This window comes from Vibrio sp. E150_018, from assembly GCF_053544035.1.
This window is the reverse complement of sequence record NZ_JBHGNY010000016.1, coordinates 1-23,228: the sequence shown is the minus strand read 5'-3', so window position 1 is coordinate 23,228 and position 23,228 is coordinate 1. Positions and strand designations below refer to the sequence as shown.

At 41.3% G+C, this 23,228-nt stretch carries 20 protein-coding genes; 17 read left to right on the top strand and 3 right to left on the bottom strand.

Annotated elements, in window-relative coordinates:
- Window positions 1-23 precede the first annotated feature (23 nt).
- A complete protein-coding gene (tesA, locus tag ACE3G9_RS13815; protein ID WP_417880837.1) occupies window positions 24-632 on the bottom strand; it encodes a multifunctional acyl-CoA thioesterase I/protease I/lysophospholipase L1 in 609 nt (202 codons plus the stop codon).
- 106 nt (window positions 633-738) lie between these two features.
- Here tesA and ACE3G9_RS13810 point away from each other — a divergent pair, with 106 nt between their 5' ends.
- The 3 genes from ACE3G9_RS13810 (at window position 739) to ACE3G9_RS13800 (ending at window position 5,844) form a co-directional block, all read left to right on the top strand.
- Window positions 739-1,452, top strand: coding sequence for an ABC transporter ATP-binding protein (locus ACE3G9_RS13810; RefSeq protein WP_449219444.1), 714 nt, complete (start codon window positions 739-741; stop codon window positions 1,450-1,452).
- A complete protein-coding gene (locus tag ACE3G9_RS13805; protein WP_449219443.1) occupies window positions 1,449-3,926 on the top strand; it encodes an ABC transporter permease in 2,478 nt (825 codons plus the stop codon). Before ACE3G9_RS13810 ends, ACE3G9_RS13805 begins: the two co-directional genes overlap by 4 nt.
- A gap of 472 nt (window positions 3,927-4,398) precedes the next feature.
- The gene (locus ACE3G9_RS13800; protein WP_417880834.1) at window positions 4,399-5,844 is read left to right on the top strand and encodes an FAD-dependent oxidoreductase; all 1,446 of its coding nucleotides are present in this window, start codon (window positions 4,399-4,401) and stop codon (window positions 5,842-5,844) included.
- 343 nt (window positions 5,845-6,187) lie between these two features.
- Here ACE3G9_RS13800 and ACE3G9_RS13795 read toward each other — a convergent pair whose 3' ends face one another.
- A complete protein-coding gene (locus ACE3G9_RS13795) occupies window positions 6,188-7,114 on the bottom strand; it encodes an endonuclease/exonuclease/phosphatase family protein (RefSeq protein WP_417880833.1) in 927 nt (308 codons plus the stop codon).
- A 269-nt stretch (window positions 7,115-7,383) separates the two neighbouring features.
- Between ACE3G9_RS13795 and nrdD the strand changes: the two genes are divergently transcribed.
- From nrdD to mog, 14 genes are all read left to right on the top strand, one after another.
- On the top strand, window positions 7,384-9,522 hold the full coding sequence (gene nrdD / locus ACE3G9_RS13790) for an anaerobic ribonucleoside-triphosphate reductase (protein ID WP_449219442.1): 2,139 nt from the start codon (window positions 7,384-7,386) through the stop codon (window positions 9,520-9,522).
- Window positions 9,523-9,545: 23 nt separating this feature from the next.
- The gene (nrdG, locus tag ACE3G9_RS13785; RefSeq protein WP_449219441.1) at window positions 9,546-10,016 is read left to right on the top strand and encodes an anaerobic ribonucleoside-triphosphate reductase-activating protein; all 471 of its coding nucleotides are present in this window, start codon (window positions 9,546-9,548) and stop codon (window positions 10,014-10,016) included.
- Between the two features lie 129 nt (window positions 10,017-10,145).
- Window positions 10,146-11,330, top strand: a complete 1,185-nt coding sequence (locus ACE3G9_RS13780) for an amino acid aminotransferase (protein WP_449219440.1) — start codon at window positions 10,146-10,148, stop codon at window positions 11,328-11,330.
- 53 nt (window positions 11,331-11,383) lie between these two features.
- Window positions 11,384-12,094: an ATP-dependent zinc protease family protein gene (locus ACE3G9_RS13775; RefSeq protein WP_449219439.1), complete on the top strand. Its 711-nt coding sequence runs from the start codon at window positions 11,384-11,386 to the stop codon at window positions 12,092-12,094.
- 133 nt (window positions 12,095-12,227) lie between these two features.
- Window positions 12,228-12,611 (top strand): SMU1112c/YaeR family gloxylase I-like metalloprotein, encoded by a 384-nt coding sequence (gene gloA2 / locus ACE3G9_RS13770; RefSeq protein WP_449219438.1) that lies wholly within the window; start codon window positions 12,228-12,230, stop codon window positions 12,609-12,611.
- 17 nt (window positions 12,612-12,628) lie between these two features.
- On the top strand, window positions 12,629-14,113 hold the full coding sequence (locus tag ACE3G9_RS13765) for a cobyric acid synthase (protein WP_449219437.1): 1,485 nt from the start codon (window positions 12,629-12,631) through the stop codon (window positions 14,111-14,113).
- Between the two features lie 46 nt (window positions 14,114-14,159).
- Window positions 14,160-14,954, top strand: coding sequence for a molybdate ABC transporter substrate-binding protein (modA, locus tag ACE3G9_RS13760; protein ID WP_417880825.1), 795 nt, complete (start codon window positions 14,160-14,162; stop codon window positions 14,952-14,954).
- 67 nt (window positions 14,955-15,021) lie between these two features.
- Window positions 15,022-15,768 (top strand): molybdate ABC transporter permease subunit, encoded by a 747-nt coding sequence (gene modB, locus ACE3G9_RS13755; RefSeq protein WP_449219466.1) that lies wholly within the window; start codon window positions 15,022-15,024, stop codon window positions 15,766-15,768.
- Window positions 15,765-16,907: a molybdenum ABC transporter ATP-binding protein ModC gene (gene modC, locus ACE3G9_RS13750; protein WP_449219436.1), complete on the top strand. Its 1,143-nt coding sequence runs from the start codon at window positions 15,765-15,767 to the stop codon at window positions 16,905-16,907. Before modB ends, modC begins: the two co-directional genes overlap by 4 nt.
- A 132-nt stretch (window positions 16,908-17,039) precedes the next feature.
- Window positions 17,040-17,210: a hypothetical protein gene (locus tag ACE3G9_RS13745; protein WP_449219435.1), complete on the top strand. Its 171-nt coding sequence runs from the start codon at window positions 17,040-17,042 to the stop codon at window positions 17,208-17,210.
- Entirely contained in the window at window positions 17,203-18,087 is an 885-nt protein-coding gene (locus ACE3G9_RS13740) for an HAD-IIB family hydrolase (RefSeq protein ID WP_449219434.1), read from the top strand. Before ACE3G9_RS13745 ends, ACE3G9_RS13740 begins: the two co-directional genes overlap by 8 nt.
- 50 nt (window positions 18,088-18,137) lie before the next feature.
- The gene (locus ACE3G9_RS13735; protein WP_027695866.1) at window positions 18,138-19,361 is read left to right on the top strand and encodes a glycosyl transferase; all 1,224 of its coding nucleotides are present in this window, start codon (window positions 18,138-18,140) and stop codon (window positions 19,359-19,361) included.
- A 2-nt stretch (window positions 19,362-19,363) separates the two neighbouring features.
- Entirely contained in the window at window positions 19,364-21,142 is a 1,779-nt protein-coding gene (locus ACE3G9_RS13730; protein ID WP_449219433.1) for an alpha-amylase family glycosyl hydrolase, read from the top strand.
- Window positions 21,143-21,276: 134 nt separating this feature from the next.
- Complete coding sequence (gene mog, locus ACE3G9_RS13725) at window positions 21,277-21,810, top strand: molybdopterin adenylyltransferase (RefSeq protein ID WP_449219432.1); 534 nt, start codon at window positions 21,277-21,279, stop codon at window positions 21,808-21,810.
- 45 nt (window positions 21,811-21,855) lie between these two features.
- Here mog and ACE3G9_RS13720 read toward each other — a convergent pair whose 3' ends face one another.
- The gene (locus ACE3G9_RS13720) at window positions 21,856-22,806 is read right to left on the bottom strand and encodes an integron integrase (RefSeq protein ID WP_449219431.1); all 951 of its coding nucleotides are present in this window, start codon (window positions 22,804-22,806) and stop codon (window positions 21,856-21,858) included.
- Between the last annotated feature and the right edge of the window lie 422 nt (window positions 22,807-23,228).

Sequence of the window (23,228 nt, the reverse complement as noted above, 5' to 3'; positions counted from 1 at the left end):
GAGAAGAATATTGGGAATTATATTCACAAAATAGATTGGAGTTGAGACGCCATAAACTGGGCGATCCAAGGTTGAGCATCGGCTTTAGGATGTAGCCCATCCTCCATCATCCATTCCGGTTTGATGATGACATTTTCCAGAAAAAACGGCAGTAACGGAATGTCTTGCTGCTTGGCTACTTCAGGGTATAAATTAGCAAAAGCTTGAGTGTAACGTTTACCATAATTCGGCGGCACCATAATTTGCATAAGTGCAACTTGGCTTCCAGCTTGTTTAGTTTGATCGATCAATTGGTTCAAATTTCTTTGTATGGTCGCTGGTGGAAAACCTCGTAGACCATCGTTAGCACCAAGCTCTATCAGTACCCAATCAGGTTGGTGTTGTTTTAATAAAGAAGGAAGGCGTTGCAGGCCATTTCCAGTAGTATCTCCTGAAATACTGCCGTTTATTACTTCTGCTTCAATGCCTTTTTGTTGTAATTCTTTAGGTAGTAGTGATGGCCAACTTTGTTCAATCGGCATTTGATATCCAGCACTTAAACTATCGCCTAAGATTAAAATAGTGGTTTTTACCGCAGCCTGTGTGACGGAAGAAAAGCACAGCACTAATAGTAAGGATAACAATCTCATCATGTCTCAATCACCTATAAAAAATGCACCTATAAAAAATGCACCTATAAAAGATCCATCTATAACAAAAGCAGCAGAGAGCGAAAGCGTAGACTCGAATGCAGATCAAATGTCGTCTACGACCACATCACCTGAATTTGATGATTCGAACAAGATAGTCATCCAAGCCCAATCTTTGTCTAAATCAGTCTCTACTGAGAAAGAACATTTAACCATATTAAAACAGGTTAACCTAGCCATTCGTGCAGGGGAAAGTGTTGCGATTGTCGGAACCTCGGGAGCAGGTAAATCTACTTTGATGACCTTACTCGCTGGGCTAGATATACCAACTCAAGGCGAAGTGAGCTTGCTTGGTAAACCTTTATCGACACTTGATGATGAGCAACGTGCCGCGTTGCGTAGTGATTCTATTGGTTTTGTATTCCAAAGTTTTCTTCTTATTCCAACCTTAACCGCACTAGAAAACGTCACCTTACCTTGTTTGTTAAAAGGTGAAAAAGAAGACATTGAACGAGCAACTCAATTACTGACAGAAGTTGGCTTAAAAGATCGATTAACTCATACCCCAAGTCAGCTTTCCGGTGGTGAGCAACAGCGCGTGGCATTGGCTCGCGCTTTTATGATCAAGCCAAGTATTTTATTTGCTGATGAACCGACAGGAAACTTAGATCAAGTGACGGCTGCGAAAATAATCGAGCAACTTTTTGAGCTCAATAAAGCGCACAAAACAACGTTGGTTTTAGTGACTCACGATAATGATTTAGCCAAACGTTGTGATAGAACTTTTTACATGCAAGCCGGTGAGTTGGAGGAAAGGGAATGAATCAAGCGTCGAAACCATTGCCTAACCGAGAATTGCTAAGGTGGAGTTGGCGTGAAATCAAGCAAGGCCAGCTTTGGCCAATTGCGATTGCGCTGACCTTAATTATTGCTTGTGTGTTTGGTTTAGCCGCATTGGCTGATCGTATGGATCAGGTGATTGAAACCCAAGGCAAGAACGCACTCACGGCTGATACGGTATTTCGCTCATCAAATCCTTTACCAGAAAGCTTATTAGCACAAACTGCTCAGCAGCAAGTTGAAACGGCGACACTGACACGTTTTGCTACCATGGCATTTAGCGATAACAGCATGCAATTGGTGACAGTCAAAGCGGTAGATAGCCAATATCCTTTACGCGGTGAAATGGTGCTATCAAGCCAATCCACACAAAGTAATTCTACACAAAGCCAATCAGCGCAAAGCTCACATGTTCAAGCCAATCAATTGTGGCTTGAGCCTAGAGTCATGCAGCAGCTACAAGTTAAAGTGGGTGACAGTGTCACTATAGGCGATGCGGATTTTGAAGTGACAGGTGAAGTTTTGCAAGAACCGGGGCTTGCTTTTAATCCATTTCAGCAAATGCCGAGCGTGTATATTCACCAATCGGATGTAGCAAAAACCGGTGCCGTTCAACTAGGCAGTCGAGTAAGTTTTCGTCTGTTTATTAACGGTGATGCTCAGCAAATTTCTCAAATTAAACAATCGATTGAGTTAACCCCGAGTGATCGCTGGGTAGATGAAAATTCACAAAGCCGTACTTCAGAAGTATTTAATAAAACCAAGCAGTACTTGTCGTTAACGGTCGCGATTGTAGTTGTAATGGCGGCGATAACACTCGTCTTAACTTGTCAGCATTATGTATCGAGCCGACGTCAAACTATCGCCATGCTAAAAAGCCTAGGAGCGCAACGTCCTTGGCTAATTCGTTGGTTAAGCCTACAAATTGGTAGCTTGTTTGCCATTGGCATCGTTTTAGGTTCACTGATTGGCGTGTTACTTGAAATGGTATTGCGTATTCCGTTAACCGACGTTTTGCCGGATCCTTTACCTAGTTATGGTTTGACGCCGTTTTTGTTATCAGTTGGAACGTGCTTAGCGATTGGTATTCCCGCGTTAGGCATTCCTTTGATTGGATTGCTTAATACTTCTGCTGCGTCAGTCATGCAGCCTAGCCAAGGTAATATTCCTCAAAAAGCATGGTTGTTGATCTTATTGCCATTTGGTTTGTTGATGTCGGTTTACGGTGGCAACATGCTGGTTTGGATAGTGTTAGTCAGTATTCTAGTGCTATTTGTGATCCTTGGCGTAATCAGCCTATTTATGGTTAAAGGTTTACAGCGTCTACCTGCATCACCAGCATTGAAATTAGCGTTAAGCCGCATTAACCGTTCTTCGATTGCTAGTGGCATTCAGTTTGGCGCATTGGCTTTATCATTAATGCTGATTGCGATTATTTGGCTAGTACGTAGCGATTTATTAAGTGATTGGCAGCAAACGTTACCTCAAGATGCGCCGAATGTGTTTGCGCTCAATATTGCCTCATATGAAAAAGATCAATACCTACAAGAAATTGATACTCAAGAACTAAACCGTTCAGAAGCTTACCCAATTATTCGCGGTCGTTTAAGTGAGATAAATGGTGTTGAAGCGAAAGCGTATGCCGAAGGTGAAGACAAAAGTGACTCGCTACGTCGTGAATTGAATTTCACATGGGCGGAAACCTTGCCAGAGCGTAACGATTTATTAGAAGGTGAATGGGGCGAGTCTGGTACTGTTTCTGTGGAATCTGATGTGGCTAATGATCTTGGCTTAAAAATTGGTGATTCCTTAACTTTTGTGATCAGCAGTCAAACCGTTACCGCTAAAGTGAATACCATTCGTAACGTTCATTGGCGAGAAATGAAGCCGAACTTCTACTTCATTTTCTCTCCAGATGTACTTAAAGATATTCCTGGTACTTGGCTCGTAAGTTTTAAAGCGCCAGAAGGCAACAAAGTTCAAACCGATGCTTTCTTAAATAAAATGGCACGTGATTTCCCAACCGTGAGTTTAATGGACATTCGAACTATGGCTGGAAAAATCCAAGTTCTGCTGACGCAAATCGTATGGTCGATAACGGTATTGGCTGGCTTGGCGGTGATTGCCGGTTTACTGTTGATATTCACATTACTTCGTCTGAGCTTGTCACAACGACAAGATGAAATTCGTTTATACCGAACACTAGGAGCGAGCAAAAAACGCATTAATAGAACTGTATGGTATGAATACGGCATTATGGCTTTGATTGCAGGCTTGGTAGCAAGTTTCGGCGCAGAGTCTAGCGTGGCGAGCTTGATGAAGTGGGGCTTTGAGCTAGACCCTACTTGGCATTTTGCTTTGTGGTTAACACTTCCTTTGCTCGCATTTTTAACTTTGGCATTGGTGCTACAGACATTGATTAAGCAATTACTTATACCTGCTAACCAAGCATGTTAATAAACGTACTATGAATAAAAAATGCAGTTATCCACAAAAACGGTGGATAAATATTGGGATAACTCCATTATGAAAAATAACCAATTTGCTTGTAAGCCTCGACAGGGGTTGCTTAGCGGATTTTGGTTATTCACAACATCGATTTTTGGCGAAAGTGAATAGAAACGGTCAAGTAATTTTTTATATTTTTTTGCGCAGAAAATTAGCAGAATTAGAACCAAACTGATGTAGGAAAAATCACCCAGAAATTCACCGAATGGTAGGTAGGTTTAAAATTTAATTCGAAATATCCGACTAAAGTGATAGGGTATTAATAGAGCCTGTTTACCTTTGGTGATTAAATTTTGTTCGAGATAAAAGTGTTTTAGGCAAGGCAAACAGGCCCTAACCGAAACTCAACTCAAATATATTCAGTTCTTTCGCTGACTTAGTTTGGCATAAAGGCGTTTGTTGTAGGAATAATTGATTAGCTATGGATTCTCCACATATTGGAATTATTGGTGGTGGTATTGCAGGGGCTACTGCCGCGCTGCACTTTTCTGACCTTGGACTTCAAGTATCTATTTTTGAACAAGGACCAAGCCTTGTCGATGGTCCACCTATTTGTCACTTACATGCTGGTGGTAACTTGTATCGTGAGATCTCTCAGCAACAATGTGTACAACTTCTCAAAGAGTCGATTGAAACGGTTAAGTTGTATCAACATACGATGAATGTTCGTCCAACCGTTATCGCGGTTCCTACCCAAGATCAAGGCGAACCAGAAGAATTACTTCCTCGATTGCAAGTGATCAAACAGGCTTATCAATCACTGGTTGAACAAGACAGTAGCAATCAAGTACTGGGCGATCCGCAGCACTACTATAAATTGTATTCACAGTCAGAATTACAAGCGCTGGCTCAATGTAACGTGCCAGAAGTCGATTCCCTTACCGAACAAAGCCTAGATGAATGGATGATCCCATTTGCGAAAAGTGTTGATCTTAACACCTTAAAATTCCCTGTGGTGTTAGTGCAAGAATATGGGCTTAGTGTGTTTCGTTTATCGGCCACCGTGAACCTTGCATTAAACCAACTACCAAACTGTCAAATTTTCACCAGTACTCAAGTGACCGGCGTTGAGTCGCAAGGTAAGCAATGGAATATCAATTACAAATCCAATAATAAAAGCTCAATGGAAGCTGCTGAATCTATTACGGTAGATTACTTGATTAATGCGTCTGGCTATCAAACTGGCGTGGTGGATGATTGGGTTAAAGCGCCACGTTCACGCTTAGTGGAATTTAAAGCCGCTTATGTGACCCATTGGCCAGAAGGTAGTGCACTATGGCCCGAAGTGATTTTTCATGGTGAACGAGGTACACCGCAGGGCATGGCACAGTTAACGCCGTATCCAGATGGTTATTTCCAATTACATGGCATGACGGAAGATATCACGTTGTTTGAAGATGGGGTGGCGCATTCTACCGATGAAAGCTCTCAGCCTAAATTACCGGAATATCTTGTTAATAAGATCATTCATGGTTGGAGTGAAGAACAGCAAATCATTCGAACCAATAGAGCAATAAAACATATGGCGCAATTTATCCCTAGTTTCGCCAGTGCTACTTTAGGTGGTAAACCGTTATTTGGTGCACAACAAATCCCTGGAACCGATATTACGTTACGCGCAGCCAGTGTTTCTTTTGTTGGTGATAACTATGCTCGTATGGAAATCGTCAAGGCTTCGTCAGCACTCGAGGCGGCACAACAAATCGAACAGCAAATGCGTGAATGTGGGTTGTATGATGAACGTCATCTCACCAAACAAAACATTTCCTCACAACTCACCATTGAGCAAGTTATAGATAAAGCCTGTACATTAGCTGCACAAAGAAGCTATCCGGCGGCGTTAGCTAAAGTGGGTGGCGTTAAATAGCGCTAATCTATGATTCTTGAGAAAGCTAAGCGACATCGAGGATCTATATTCAGCGCGCTGTGAGTAGATCCTCGCTCTCGCTTAGGCTCGGCAGGGATGACGGAATAAGGTAACTCGGCAAGGGTGATGGAATGCTGTAACTTGGCTGTGATGATGAAATAATACGGCTCAGTAGAAATAACAGCTTATTTGAATATTTCGTGCAAAACCCAAAACACAAATCGAGTCACAAGAAACGAAGTGCTCTAGACTCGAACAGCCTAGACAACGAAAGGCAAAGGCATTGTCATCCTGAATAGTGAGGCACGAACGTAGTTCAGGATCTCCTACCGCGAAATGAAACTCACTGCATTTCCAGCTTACTCACCACCGGGCAATGATCACTTAAACGATAATTCAAGGCTTCTTGTTTCGTAAACACTGCCTGCTGTGTATCTTGCGTATGGTTTGCTTGGCTAACAATAATGTGGTCAATCAAACTAGGATAACGATACAACTTACTTGGATTACGGTTTGATTTCACTTGGCATATTGCAGGTGTCGTTTTCGTTGCCAGTTTCGCTTGGTTATTCAATCCATTGGTTAATAACTGCCACATCCAATCGCCTTTATAAGCTAGGTTGTGGTTAAAATCGCCCATCACAATGAAACTTTCCTGATTGCTTACTCGAGTTGCTAACCATTGATTAAGTTGGTTTGCTTGCTCAGATAGTTGTCGGCATGAGCGTGAATGCTTTTTCTTAGTAGGGCAACCACTTTTTAAATGTACCGACAATAAATGCACATCAGCTTGATTAGCTTGTTTTAATACAATGTAGGTGGCAAAGCGTAGTTTGGAATAGGGAAGTAGTGAAATATCGTTTGGATCGATAATCGTTGCTTGGTTTTTTGCGAGCCATTTTTTAGCCACCGCAATGCCAGTGTATTGGTTGAGATCATCAAACTGTAGGTTGGCATATTGCGGTTTGGCGCGATCGGATAAATAAACTTGATATTCACCCCCAACCAATTTTTGAATGGCCTTGATGGAGTCTACTTCTTGAAAGGCAAGAATATCTGGCGAGAGTTGTCGAAATTTGTCACTGAGTACAGCAAAATCTTGCGAGTCTCTTTTACTTTTTTTGATTGAAGAACTTGGGTTGGTAGTGAACCATTCTATATTCCATGTTGCGATGTTAAGAGTGTTGTTTTTTAATGAGGTCGCTGAAATAGGTGGAGAGACGAGGCTCAAAAGGCAAAGATAAGCAAACCATTTCCATTGTATTTTCATTTCTAGATCGTCTCTTACAAGTTGATAATAACTGTTGTACGGCAGGCCTAAAATTTAACATAGCAAAGCAAATAGGTAGGTTTATTACACAGATTATTTTTTATTTTGTGAGCAAAAAGACTTGCAAAAAATATCTTTAATACTCCTCTAAGATTATTTGATTAAGATCAAGATCGAGTGGTCGATAAAATCGATAATGGCACAACATATTGTGTTTTCAATTTAGTTTTTGTCTATATAGTGCGAATTTTTTAGGAGGCAAGGTTAGGATGAGTCAGTTAATTGTTATAAAAAGGGATGGCTCACAAGCCTTGTTTCAGCAAGATAGAATCGTCGCTGCAGTACTGAGTGCGGCAGATAAAACTGACGCTCAATTAAAGGAATATGCGGAGCAATTAGCGGGCTGTGTAGAGCAGCGTTTAACTGAGGCTCAAGCTGATTTTCCTGATGGAATTCATATTCAAGATATCCAAACTATGGTGGAAAACTATTTGATGCAAGGTGAATACAAATCACTCGCGCGTCATTATATTGAGTATCGTCATGACAGAGATATTGCTCGTGAAAAAACCAGTTCATTGAATAAAGAAATTGAAGGACTCATTGAGCAGAACAACACAGACTTGCTCAATGAGAATGCCAATAAAGATGGAAAAGTCATTCCAACTCAGCGTGATTTACTTGCTGGTATAGTGGCTAAACATTATGCGAAGCAACATATTTTGCCACGTGATATCGTCCATGCTCACGAATCTGGTGACATTCATTATCACGATCTAGATTACGCACCATTTTTCCCAATGTTTAACTGCATGTTGATTGACCTAGAAGGTATGTTAACGGCTGGTTTTAAAATGGGGAATGCGGAGATTGATACTCCGAAATCAATTTTGACTGCCACAGCGGTTACCGCACAAATTATCGCGCAAGTTGCTAGCCACATTTATGGCGGCACCACGATTAACCGTATCGATGAGATCCTTGAACCTTATGTGCTTGCTAGTTATCAAAAGCAGTTAAAGTTAGCACAAGAATGGGATATTCCTAATCCACAAGAATTTGCTCTTACTCAAACTGAAAAAGAATGTTATGACGCATTCCAGTCTTTGGAATATGAAGTGAATACTCTGCATACCGCAAACGGACAAACGCCCTTTGTGACCTTTGGTTTTGGTTTGGGACAGTCGTGGGCGAGTAAACTGATTCAGCAATCAATTTTGCGTAACCGTATTGCTGGCCTTGGTAAAAATCGTAAAACAGCGGTGTTCCCGAAATTGGTATTTGCCATTCGTGATGGTTTGAACCATAAACCAAGCGATCCAAACTACGATATTAAACAGCTAGCACTTGAGTGTGCGACTAAGCGTATGTACCCAGATATTCTTAACTACGACAAAGTAGTGGAAGCGACGGGTTCATTTAAAACGCCAATGGGTTGTCGTAGTTTCTTAAATACATATGAAGAAAATGGCAAGTTGATCCACGATGGTCGTAATAACCTTGGTGTTGTTAGTTTGAACTTGCCACGTGTTGCAATTGAAGCACAAGGTGATGAAACGCGTTTTTATGAAATATTGAAAACTAAACTGAAATTAGCTCGACGTGCATTAGACACTCGTATTCATCGTTTAGAAAATGTTAAAGCACGTGTTGCCCCAATCCTTTACATGGAAGGGGCATGTGGTGTGCGTTTAAATGCGGACGACAATATCGCTGAAATTTTTAAAAATGGTCGTGCATCAATTTCATTGGGTTATATCGGTGTACATGAAACGGTTGCTGCATTATTTGGTAGCGAAAACCATGTTTACGATGATGAGAAGCTACGCCTAAAAGCCCTTAAGATCATCGATTTTATGAAGCAACATGTTGAATCATGGACAAACGAAACAGGCTACGCATTTAGCATATATGGAACGCCAAGTGAAAACTTATGTAATCGTTTCTGTCGCTTAGATGCCAAACAATTTGGTGTTATTGAAGGCGTAACTGATAAAGGTTATTACACCAACAGTTTTCACCTAGATGTACAGAAGAAGGCAACACCTTACGATAAAATCGATTTTGAGATGCCATATCCTGACATTTCAAGTGGTGGTTTTATTTGTTACGGTGAGTTCCCTAATATGCAGCATAACATTGAAGCGTTAGAGAATGTTTGGGATTACAGCTATAGCCGCGTGCCTTACTATGGCACCAATACTCCAATCGATGAGTGTTATGAATGTGGTTATACTGGTGAATTTGAATGTACTAGTAAAGGCTTTACTTGTCCTAAATGTGGCAATCACGATTCAAGCAAAGTGTCAGTAACACGTCGCGTATGTGGTTATTTAGGTAGCCCAGATGCAAGACCGTTTAATGACGGTAAGCAGGAAGAAGTGAAGCGCCGTGTTAAACATCTTTGATGACATGCAGTGATAAGTTAACAATGAATATTTCTCAATATTACCCAGTTGATGTGATTAATGGCCCAGGGACACGTTGTACCTTGTTTGTGTCTGGTTGCGTTCATCAATGCAAAGGGTGCTATAACCAAAGTACTTGGTCGTTAAGCTCTGGAGTGCCGTTTACCCAAGAAAATGAAGATGCGATTATTCGTGACTTGCAAGATACTCGAATATTTCGCAGAGGATTGTCGTTATCTGGTGGCGATCCTCTGCATCCACAGAATTTATCGGCGGTATTAACGCTCGTTAAGCGAGTGAAGCTTGAATGCCCTGAGAAAGATATTTGGATGTGGACAGGGTATACCTTGGCAGATTTAACAGAGTCACAAAAAGAAGTCGTGAACTATGTTGATGTACTAGTGGATGGTAAGTTTGAAAAAGAACTGGCTGATCCTAGCTTGCAGTGGCGAGGCAGTAGTAATCAGGTTGTGCATTATTTGACGGAAAAATAAGCAATTATTAATATTTAAGTGATACCACGTTTAGAATATCGACGAGAACTTTAAAATCTCGTCGATTTTTTTTTGTACGGGTGGTAATTTAAATTTTTAATTAACAGATTAACACAGGATTGTGTATTCATGCTTTCTCATCTAACCGCTCCGCAGCAAGATCCTATATTGTCATTATCTGTGGCATACCGTAACGATCCTCGTCCAGAAAAAGTCGACCTAGGTATTGGTGTTTATAAAAATAGCCAAGGACAAACCCCAATTATGGCGGCTATCAAACAAGCTCAAACTCAACAAGCTCAAGAACAAACGACCAAAGCATATGTTGGCTTAGCTGGTTGTGAAGAATTCAATCAATGTATGATTGATCTACTGCTTAAGGATACTTCGGCTTATTCTCGTGTTTCAGCAGTTCAAACTCCAGGTGCGAGTGGTGCATTAAGAATGCTGGGCGATTTATTGAAAATTGCAGAGCCAGAAACCACGGTATGGATCAGTAACCCAAGTTATGTTAATCACCGTCCGGTTATGGAAGCGGCGGGTTTGAAAGTGCGCTTCTATCATTATTTCAACCCGGAAACGCGTCAGGTTGATTCAGCTAAAATGCTTGAAGAACTAGCTCAAGCGGGCCCTAAAGATGTGGTTCTACTTCATGGTTGTTGTCATAACCCAACGGGTGCAGACATCAGCACTGATGATTGGAAAGCAATTACAGAATTGTCCCAGAAAAATGGTTTTACGCCGTTTGTGGATATTGCCTATCAAGGTTTTGGTGACGGTTTAGAGCAAGACATTGTTGGCTTACAACACATGGCTAATAATGTAGAAGAAATGTTGATTAGCACATCTTGTTCGAAAAACTTTGGTTTATATCGTGAACGAACTGGCGCAGCGATTGTTATTGGTAAAAACTTACAAGAAGCTAATAATGCAAAAGGTAAACTTCTGACGCTAGCCCGTTCTACTTATACCATGCCACCAGATCATGGTGCAGCCTTAGTGAAAACTGTATTGCAAAGTGAGCACTTAACGCAACAATGGAAAGCTGAATTAGTTAAAATGCAACAACGTTTAGTTGGTTTAAGGCAAGCGCTGTGTCAAGAATTGCTGAATACACATAAAAATGACGAATTTGAGTTTATAAAGTCACACAAAGGTATGTTCACTGTGCTAGGCTTTTCGCCGGAAAAAATGACGCAATTACGTGAAGAGTATGGAATTTATGGTGTCGGTGATGGCCGTATTAATATTGCTGGTTTGCAAGAAAAAGACATACAATATGTAGCAAATGCGATAAATACGTTGGCTCGCTAAGGGCGGTTGATCTTTGGTGGTTAAATTTCGTTCGAGATAAAGGGTTATTGAACATGAAAAAATGGGATTTTTTTCTTCCCGCGTTAATGTCTATTGCTATGGTTGGTTGTTCTATAACGCCTGAACAACCAGCAGAGAAATCAGAGACTAGCAAAGCTGAAACGACTCAAACGGAGAAGGTGATAACGACTAAGCCAGTAGAAAAACCAAAGCCAGATTTTTCGCCAGTAGAAAAACGCCCAAGTGTGAAACCTAAGCCAATACCGAAGGATAAACCACAGCAACCGAAAGCACCGGTAACGGTTTCTGTCGGTGAAAAAAGCGCAGATGGTAAATTAATCTTGGGTCAAAAAGAGTGGGTTCACGTTGAAGGTTTAGGTATCAATGTGGTTGCACGTGTCGATACTGGTGCAACAACGTCTTCAGTAAGTGCTATTGATATCGTTGCTTTTGAACGTGATGGAAAAAAATGGGTGAAGTTCAAACTTGCTCATGACGGTAAAGAATCAAAAGAATTAGAGTTACCTGTGATATCAACAAAATCTATTCGTCAATCGAGTTCAGATGAAACGTTTGAACGTTATGTGGTTGAAGGTTGGATCAAGGTTGGTGACTTAAAAGTGAAAACGCCATTTACGCTAGCGGATCGTACTCACATGGATTTCGGTCTGTTACTTGGGCGCAGCTTCTTCCGTGACGTTGCGATTGTCGATGTTAGTCGTGAGTTTGTTCAACCCAAAGTGTCATTAGACGCGAGCAAGTAATCACTGTATTGCATGATGGGTTGTAATGATGAATTTTAAAGCCTCCAAACTTTGGAGGCTTTTTTCTATCAGTGTTATTTATACCCAAGTGACTTCTGCGTCTTGATGTTACTTGGATATATAAGGAAATGAAATGTTTAATCAAATTGATCATGTTGCGATTATCTGCTCTGATTATGAAAAATCGAAACACTTCTATATGGATATTTTGCAATTTAAAGTGGTGAATGAAACTTATCGTGAAGCGCGTAATTCTTATAAGTTGGATCTGCAAGTTTCTCCTACAACTCAAATAGAACTGTTTTCTTTTCCTAATCCACCTGCACGTGTCGACCGCCCTGAAGCTTGTGGTTTGCGTCATTTGGCTTTTGCTGTGGATGATATTGAGCAATGTATAGCCTACCTTGAATCTCAAAGTGTGTTGTGTGAACCCATTCGAATGGATGAACTAACCGGTAAACAATTTACCTTCTTTAAAGATCCAGATGGTTTGCCTCTCGAACTTTATCAATCTTAATCATTGGCGAATAGACTATGTTAAAACCAATTCAAGCGTTAATGGTGCAAGGCACAACTTCCGATGCAGGAAAAAGTATGCTGGTGGCGGGGTTATGTCGTGTGTTAATGCGTAAAGGGATTTCGGTTGCGCCATTTAAATCACAGAATATGGCACTCAATAGCGCGGTCACCAAAGATGGTGGTGAGATTGGTCGAGCGCAAGCATTGCAAGCTTTTGCCTGTGGCGTTGAGCCTAGTGTTCACATGAACCCCATTCTCTTAAAACCGAATACCGATATGAAAGCACAGATTGTCGTACAAGGTAAAGCCCTGCCGACAGAAGCCACTTTGGGTAATATTTCTTATAAAAACTACACCATGCCTTATGTGTTGGATTCTTTCTCTCAACTTAATCAGAAATTTGATTGTGTGTTAATTGAAGGTGCGGGTAGTCCTGCTGAAATTAACCTGCGAGAAAATGATATCGCTAATATGGGGTTTGCAGAAGAAGCCGATGTGCCGGTGATCATTGTGGCGGATATTGATCGTGGTGGGGTATTTGCGCATTTATATGGCACGCTTGCTTTATTATCTCAATCGGAACAAGACCGAGTGATTGGCTTTGTTATCAATCGTTTTCGTGGCGATATTGAGCTATTAAATCCCGGATTAGACTGGCTTGAACAAAAAACAGGTAAGCCAGTGATCGGCGTATTGCCGTATTTGCATGGTTTAGAGTTAGATGCTGAAGACGCGGTTGATAGTCAACAAAACAAAAATGAGCAGACCAAATTCACTGTAGTTGTGCCGGTTCTACCTCGCATGAGTAACCACACCGATTTCGATATGTTTAAATATCACCCGGAGATTGATTTTCAATTTCGATATCAAGGACAAAGCCTGACAGGGGCTGATTTGGTTGTTTTACCGGGTAGTAAATCTGTACGTGCTGATTTGGCCTTTCTGCAGCAGCAAGGTTGGCATAAAGATATTGAAAAGCACTTACGCTATGGCGGCAAATTGATTGGTATTTGTGGTGGCTATCAAATGTTGGGTAAAACCATCGCTGATCCTGATGGTATTGAAGGACAGGCTGGGATTGCTGATGGATTAGGCTATTTAGAGTTAATAACAGAACTAAAACCGCAAAAATTATTAACTCAAGTAACTGGCACACTATCTTTAATTACAGGAAAAGTGGTCAGCTTCATTGGGTATGAAATACATGCAGGTGAGACACTTGTTGATTTACAACAACCTATATCAATAAATACGGACTCACATGACAAAAAATATGAGGGGGCCTTATCGGATGATGGTATGATCTTTGGTACATATTGCCACGGTATCTTTGACTCTCCACAAGCCTTCGAACATATACTTGAATGGGCTGGGGTGAGTGATTTGCAACAAAGTAATAGCCGTGAGCAACAGCAAATCAAATCGCTGGATCGTTTAGCCGATAGCATCGAGCAAGATTTAAATCTAGCCTTACTTTGGCCAGAACTATTTTCTAGATAAAGTGATGTTGATATTTTAAGCCATAAACACCAACGTAGAGACTGCTATGAAAAAATTATTCACTAAAAAGCCATTAATTAAAAAGTTAGGACTTTACACGTTAGGCTTATCTGCTTTGTGCTCATCACTTCAAGCGTTTGCAACTGACATTAACGTTTATGCAGCATCATCAATGACAGATGTCATGAAAGAATTAGGGCAAAAGTATCAAGCCGAAACTGGTGATACTTTAGTGCCAGTATTTGCTGGTTCGTCTACCTTGGCACGTCAAATTGAACAAGGGGCTCCGGCAGATGTGTTTATTTCAGCAAACCCTAAATGGATGACTTATCTTGTAGATAAAGGGATGACGACCAAAGATCAGGTTATGGATCTGGTAGGCAATAGCCTAGTTTTGATTGGTTCTGATGAGGTGAACAATGTACTTATCGATGCTGGCACATTTAAAGAATTACCTAAATTATTGGGTGAGAATCGTTTAGCGGTAGGTGAGCCCCAAAGCGTTCCTGCTGGCATGTATGCGAAAGAAAGCCTTGAAAGTATGGGGTTGTGGTCGGAACTATCTTCTAAAACAGCACCAAGCAGTAATGTTCGTTTAACCATGTCACTGGTAGAGCGTGGCGAAGCACCATTTGGTGTGGTTTATAAAACCGATGCTTTGATGAGTAAAAAAGTTTCGATTATTCAAACTTTCCCAGACAGTACCCATTCGCCGATAATTTACCCAGCGGTCGCGTTGAATGACAAAGCGACGAGCCAAGCTTTCTTCAATTTTTTGAAAAGCCAGCAAGCGAGCGATACCTTTATCAAATACGGGTTTACACCGCTTGTGGCTCACTAAGTCCTAACTTAATAAGTTCTCTAGCAGTAAACTAACCACTTCAGAATCATTAAAAGGATAACCAGTGATCTTGTCTGATTACGAAATTAGCGCCTTATTACTTAGCTTAAAAGTTTCCTCAATCGCAGTCCTTTGGTTACTGCCGGTTGGGGTTTTCTTTTCTTGGCTGCTTGTGACTAAAGAGTTTTGGGGTAAAAAGCTACTAGACAGTTTAATCCATCTTCCTTTAGTGCTTCCTCCGGTGGTGATTGGCTATATGCTCCTCTTAACTATGGGGAGAAAGGGCGTTGTTGGTGAATGGTTGTTCGATACTTTTGGTTTAGTGTTTAGCTTTAATTGGAAAGGTGCAGTATTAGCGTCGGCAGTTGTGGCTTTACCCTTAATGGTGCGCTCGATTCGATTAAGCCTTATGAATGTCGATCCCAAGCTAGAGCAAGCGGCGAGAACGCTTGGCGCATCACCATTTCGAGTCTTTATGACAATCACCTTGCCGTTGGTATTACCTGGCGTGATCACTGGTGCCATGCTGTCATTTGCCCGTAGCCTAGGGGAGTTTGGTGCGACGATTAGTTTTGTGGCAAACATTCCCAATCAAACGCAAACTCTGCCATTGGCAATGTATAACTTCATCCAAACGCCCGGTGCGGAATTTGAAGCCGCGCGCCTTTGTGTGATGTCGATAGTCATTGCACTGTTATCTTTGCTTTGTTCTGAATGGTTAACACAGAAAACACAGAAAAGACTCGGCGTTTCTAACGCTTCCAAGACTAGCGTTTTCAAGAGCAGTGCTTCCAAGAATGGAGGCCAAGCATGATTGATTTAAATTTTAAGCAACGTTTCACGGATTTTGATTTAGATATTCAAGCTCAGATACCGAGTTCAGGAATCACCGCGATTTTTGGCCGTTCAGGCGCAGGAAAAACCAGTATCATCAATGCCGTGAGTGGTTTAAAAAATCCAGATTCTGGCTCGATAAGTATCAATCAACGAGTGCTGTTTGACTCCCAACAAGGTATTAATCTTGCGGTTGAAAAGCGAGATATAGGTTATGTATTTCAAGAGTCTCGATTATTCCCACACTATAAAGTGAAAGGCAACTTACTCTATGGTGTGAAAAATAAAGCTTTATTCAGTAAAAACCAGTTTATTGGTAAAAACGAGTTACCGGGTAACTTTAATCAAGTGGTTGATCTACTAGGATTATCTGAATTATTAGATCGTTATCCGGCCGATTTGTCTGGTGGTGAGAAACAACGCTGTGCGATCGCGAGGGCCTTGTTGTCAGAGCCAAAAGTATTGCTGATGGATGAACCATTAGCGTCTTTAGATCTGCCGAGAAAAAAAGAAGTCATGCCGTTTTTAGAATCGTTAGCGCAAAAGATTCAAATTCCAATTTTGTATGTTACCCATAGTTTAGACGAAATTCTTCACCTAGCGGATTACATGCTATTAATGGATTCAGGAAGAGTAGCAGGCTCTGGTGATATTGAGACAATGTGGGCATCAAGTGCCTTCAAACCTTGGCATGATGAAGCGGATTTAAGCACGATATTTAAAGGTGTTATCAAGCAACGTCACCAACGTTACGCGCTGACCTATGTAGAAATTGCGCCGAGTTGCGGGGTTTGGATGTCTGCTATTGAGGCCAATGTCGATGAATCCGTTAGAATTCGTATTCATGCCAGCGACGTATCGTTAACCTTATCCGAATCGACAGACACATCGATTCGAAATATTTTGCCTGCAAAAGTCGTAGAACTCGCGCCAGTGACGGATCCTGCGCAGCCGGTTTCAGTGTGTTTAGCGATAGGTGAAGGTGAGGTAGAGCATTACCTTTGGGCCAATATCACTGCTTGGGCCTATGAAGATTTACAGCTTGAGATTGGACAAAAGGTATTTGCACAAATCAAGGGCGTGAAAATGACCAACAAAGACATGGCAATTCGAAAATAAACATCGCTGCACAAAAACCTTAATGGCCTGAATGGAAACGTTCGGGCCATTTTTGTATCTGGAAAGCCAAAAGCCCAGTGGCACGCTTCTTGAATTACTTTTATTAAGTGTTTAACACAAGGAGCAGTAACTATGTGGTTATCATTATATTTTCCATCATTGAACGCGACAATGGACGAACATAAGGTCATTTATAGTGCAAGCCCTTATGGTATGCCGCTTGTTGTGCACCATGTTGATGCAACTAGTCAGGCCGGGGCTAAAGCTGACTCACTAGCAAAGTCAGAGATCTTTAATGCTTAAACTCAGTCAGCGGCCAATCATCTTCAGCGACTTAGACGGCACTTTACTTGATCATAATGATTACAGTATTGATGCCGTTGAGCCGGTACTCAAAAAGTTAGCGCTTCTTAGTGTGGATGTTATTCCAACGACGAGTAAAACCTTTGCTGAGCTCCAATTTCTCATGCCGCAGTTAGGTTTAACGACGCCTTTCATTGTTGAGAATGGCGCCGCGGTATTTATCCCTAAACCAAATCCTAAAACAAACACAGCATTAATGAATCAGCCAGAAGGTACAGAGTCGATTCAAGACTATTGGTACAAATCCTTTACCCAACCACGTAGTCATTGGCAAACCTCTATTGAACAAGCTAAACGCCAATTTGAAGGATGCTTTAGTTTGATGACCGAGATGTCAGCAACACAAGTCGCGGAACTCACTGGCTTAACCGAGGAAGAAGCACAACGTGCATTGCAACGTGACTATAGCGAACCGGTTAGCTGGCATGGCAGCGTTGAACAAGAACAGAGCTTTATCGAGTTTATGCAGCAGTGTGGTGCAACGGTACTAAAAGGTGGCCGCTTTCTACACATCGGCGGCTGCGCTCAAAAGGGCATCGCAATGGAGTGGCTTATGAATGTTTATCAGAGAGATCTTTTACAGCAAGGAGATCTTTTACAAAAAGCAGAACAACAGAAAGATTGGTTCAGTATCGCGCTAGGAGACAGCGGTAATGATATCAGCATGCTCGAGTTAGCGGATATCGCCGTTCGTATTCGTTCAGAGCATCATGATTTTCCGATTCTTTCTCGTGAACAAGGCGTCATCGATAGTGACAATTATGGCCCAACGGGCTGGGCAGAGTGTGTGAATCACATCTTAGATTTGAAGCAGTAATTATTAATAAATAAATAGACTTTAATTTAACATGGAATGCAGGAGGCATCATGGCTGACTTTTATCAAAACGGTATCGTGACAACATTACATAACTTGTCTGAACGGCCAGTGGAGGAATTGGAAGCAGAGCTAATGTCGTTTGCTGACCAGCGTTCCATGGGGTTGATTCTACCTTCTTTATTTTCGGAACTCGAAGGCGAAGCACTGCCTAAAATTGTCGAAGAATTAAAGAGTGTGCCTTACTTATCTCAGATTGTCATTGGCCTAGATAGAGCCGATGAAGCGCAATATAAACATGCTTTATCTTTCTTTAAAGACTTACCTCAACATCATCGGGTTTTGTGGAATGATGGTCCTCGCTTGCAAGCCCTCGATAAAGAATTAGCAGCGTTAGGTTTAGCCCCTAAAGAGCTCGGAAAAGGCCGTAATGTCTGGTATTGCATGGGTTATGTACTGGCCACTGGTAAAGCTGAATCGGTTGCTCTACATGACTGTGACATTGTCACTTATGAGCGTGATTTATTGGCGCGTTTGATCTATCCAGTTGCTAATCCGCGTTTTAATTATGAATTCTGCAAGGGCTACTACGCACGAGTCGCCAATGGCAAAATGAATGGCCGAGTGGCACGTTTATTGGTCACGCCATTATTAAAAGCCCTTAAACGAGTGACCGACCAAAATGCCTACCTGGATTATATGGATAGCTTCAAATATTCATTAGCTGGCGAGTTTTCATTCCGCCGCGATGTATTGAGTGATATTCGGATTCCAAGCGATTGGGGATTAGAAATCGGTGTGCTATCGGAAATGCATCGTAACTATGCCAGCAATCGTCTATGCCAAGTTGATATTGCTAAAACTTATGATCATAAACATCAAGATTTATCGTTAGATTGCACCGATGGTGGGTTGTCTAAAATGTCGATCGATATTACCAAGTCTCTGTTTCGTAAACTGGCCACTCAAGGTGAAACCTTTAATACGGAAGGCTTTCGTTCGCTTAAAGCCACTTACTACCGCATTGCGCTCGATTTTGTTGAAGCCTACCACAATGATGCCTTAATGAATGGCCTAACCTTGGATGTTCACTTAGAAGAGAAAGCGGTCGAAATGTTTGCTCAAAATATAATGACCGCAGGACAAAGCTTCCTCGATAACCCGATGGAAACGCCATTTATTCCAAGTTGGAACCGCGTCGTCAGTGCCATGCCTGATGTGATGGAACGATTAAAAGAGGCGGTGGAATTAGATCAACAAGAATTCGGGGGCTAAGTATGACGTCATCAAATCTATTAGTGGATAAAATTTGTCATCATTTGGATGTGATCTACGAAGGTATTGAATTATCAATTGAGCATAAAGAATTAGCCCATCAACTGATCAGTACGATGCGTCTATCGCCCAATTTAGAGACTTCGATGCCGATGTCAGTATCGCAGTCGCCGGTACCAAAATCTCAATGGAGCGAGAAAGATACCATCATGATCACTTACGGCGATAGCTTGCTGCAAAGCGGTGAAACGCCTCTGAAAACTTTAAAGTCCTTTCTCAATCAATATTGTCAGCCTCATATTAATGGTGTGCATATTTTGCCTTTTTTCCCGTATAGTTCGGATGATGGTTTCTCGGTGATTGATTATTCGAGCGTTAATGAAAGCTTAGGTGACTGGACAGATATTGAAGCAATTTCCAGTGAGTTTAATTTGATGTCGGATCTGGTGATCAATCACTGCTCAGCAAGGAGCGCTTGGTTTCAAAACTTCATTAAGAGCGAAGGTGTAGGGCATGATTACTTCTATACCGCTGCGCCAGATATTGATACCAAACAAGTGGTGCGACCTAGAACCTCTGATTTACTCAAAGAAGTTGAAACCACACAGGGCACTCAATATGTTTGGTGTACCTTTAGTCACGATCAGGTCGATTTTGATTTCCGTAACCCAGAAGTATTAAAAGCTTTTGTCGAGATCATTCGTCAATATATCGATCATGGCATTCGTACCTTTAGGCTCGATGCGGTGGCTTTTTTATGGAAAGAACTCGGCACCAGTTGTATCAATCTCGATCAAACCCATGAAGTGATTCGCCTATTACGTAGTTTGATTGAACAAGCCTGCCCACAAGCCATCATCATTACCGAAACCAACATCCCCAACCATGAAAACCTGACCTATTTTGGTAATGCCAATGAAGCGCACGCTATTTATAATTTCTCTTTACCACCGCTATTAGTGAATACATTGATTACCGGCAATGGTGATCATCTTAAACGCTGGATGATGGGGATGCCTCCGGCGCAACAGGGCACGACATACTTTAACTTTATTGCCTCACACGATGGCATTGGTTTGCGGCCAGCAGAAGGTTTACTCCAAGAAAATGAAATCAATGTATTGGTGAATACCATGCAATCGTTCGGTGGTTTAGTGTCATGGCGCGCAACCGAAAATGGTGACCGTAAGCCCTATGAAATCAATATCGCTTTGTTTGATGCTCTACAAGGCACGCAAGCAGGGCCTGATAAGTACGGTATCGACCGCTTTATTTGTGCCCATGCGATCATGTTAGCAATGGAGGGCATTCCGGGGATTTATATTCACAGTTTGCTTGGTACGGGCAATGATTACGATAAAGTTGAAAACACCAATCAAAATCGCTCGATTAACCGTCATCGTTGGGAGTTCTCACAACTGCAAGAATTACTGTCTCAACCGCATACTCAACATCATCAGGTATTAAAACGTTTGATGCATTTAATCGAGCTGAGAACAGGGCAAGTCGCTTTTCATCCTAATGCAGTACAGTTTACGTTGCATCTAGGTGGACAGTTATTTGGTTTTTGGCGCCAAAGCATGGATAGGCGACAAAGCATTTTCTGTGTCAGTAATATCAGCCTTGAAGAACAAACCTTAAACCTAGCCGATATGAACTTGATCCAAACCGATCATTGGAAAGATCTGATCAGCGATACTGAACTGACAGGCTCAACAGAAAGCATTCAATTAAAGCCGTATCAAACTGTCTGGATCACGAATAGGTTCAACGAACAGTAAAAAGCTCGAATAAAATAGAGTTTCAAAGCAATAGGCTATGTTCATTTCTACCTTGAAACGGTATCTTAGCGAGGTTAAAAATTTTGAAATACCTCGCTTATGGTCGAGGTAAAACTTTGGTAGAGGAACAAGCAATGAGCAAAGCAAAAATCGGTATTGTGACGGTAAGTGATCGTGCTAGCCAAGGTGTGTATGAAGATTTATCTGGCCAAGCCATCATTGATACGCTCAACGAGTACTTAACCTCAGAGTGGGAGCCGGTTTACCAAATCATCCCAGATGAACAAGACCAAATCGAAGCCATGCTTGCAAAAATGGTGGATGAAGATGGTTGTAGCCTAGTCGTTACCACTGGCGGTACTGGCCCAGCAAAACGCGACGTAACGCCAGAAGCAACAGAAGCGGTGTGCGATCGTATGATGCCAGGTTTCGGTGAGTTGATGCGCGCGGAGTCATTAAAGTTTGTTCCAACGGCAATTTTGTCTCGTCAAACGGCTGGCTTACGTGGCAGCAGCCTGATTGTAAATTTACCGGGTAAACCTAAATCGATCCGCGAATGTTTAGACGCCGTCTTCCCAGCCATTCCTTACTGCATTGACTTAATGGAAGGTCCATTCCTAGAGTGTGATGAAACTGTGATTAAGCCGTTTAGACCGAAGGCGAAGTAATATCACATAATAACATTACCCTTTGGATTAATAGTGGAAAATCGATTAATCCAAAGGGCTTTTAGTAAAACCAAACTTGCTACCTATCACATGCGTATATAACTCTGTTGTTCTGACATCGCTATGGCCCAATAATTCTTGTACCGTTCTGATATCTGAACCAGACTGCAAAAGCTGCGTAGCAAATGAATGACGAAAAGTATGAGCGGTCACACGTTTAAGTACACCACTCTTTTTTACCGCACCTCTTAATTGCTTCCTAAACGCACTTTCATGTAAATGATGTCGACAAGTGTATCCATCAAGAGGGTGCACTTGTCGTTGAGTTGACGGAAATAAGTATTGCCAATAAGGATCTTTTGCAGCATTGCCGTATTTTTTTATTAAACTACTTGGTAAAGAAGTTAAGCCAAACCCTGCTTCACAATCCCTCTTGTGCAAATCTAAACAGACTTTAATTTGATTTTTTAATTGGGTTATTAACACTGCCGGCAATAGCGTATATCTATCTTTTGCTCCCTTACCACGGAAGATATAAATGGTTTGATTTTCAAAATTAAGATCTTTTATCCGTAAACCGAGCGCTTCATTAATTCTGAGTCCGCAACCGTATAAAAGGGCGCATAGTAACCAATATTGTCCATTCAAGTTATCTAAAATCAGATTAACTTCTTCGTGGGTTAATACTGTTGGCATACGTTTTGGCTTTTTGGTAAATGAATACCTTAAGTCTTGAATCTCAACTTTTAGAATGTGTCGATACATAAAAATGATGGCGCATAATGCTTGGTTTTGTGTGGCACTGGATACTTTCCTCTCGTTTGCTAAGTAAGAAAGAAACGTTTCAATGTGAGAATTCGACATGTCTTTTGGGTGTTTCATATTGTGATAACGAATGAATTGCCGTATCCAAAAAAGATAGGATTTTTCTGTTTTTAAGCTGTAATGACGTACTCTAATTTCTTGGCGAATAGACTCAATAAATGGTGAAGGCATAAACAATCTCTTAACTGTGTTTATATACAGTTATAATGGTCTTTTGACTAAACTGCCATCAAAATGGAGAAAGCGAGAACTAAAAAGAGCTATTTAGTATTGTAATTTTAATCTAACTCACTGATTCAAAATTAAAGTATGTAATAATCTCAAGTTTGGGGTTGTCACAATTGGCTCGCTAAACCCAGTTCTCGCTTTCTACATTGCATAAAATTAGCTAAATGCTTTTAAAAATCCATCATTAGAGTATCTTATGGTGATAAATGAATTGATTAGCAGTGAACGTGTTGAAATAACCTGTGGGTTTATCCGAGTTTCTTGCTAATACACTTATGTAGACTCCCTCATGTCAACACCCCATTATTTGATACTTGCGAACTTATGTACGAGTTCAATCTTAAATGATCGACTCAATGATAATT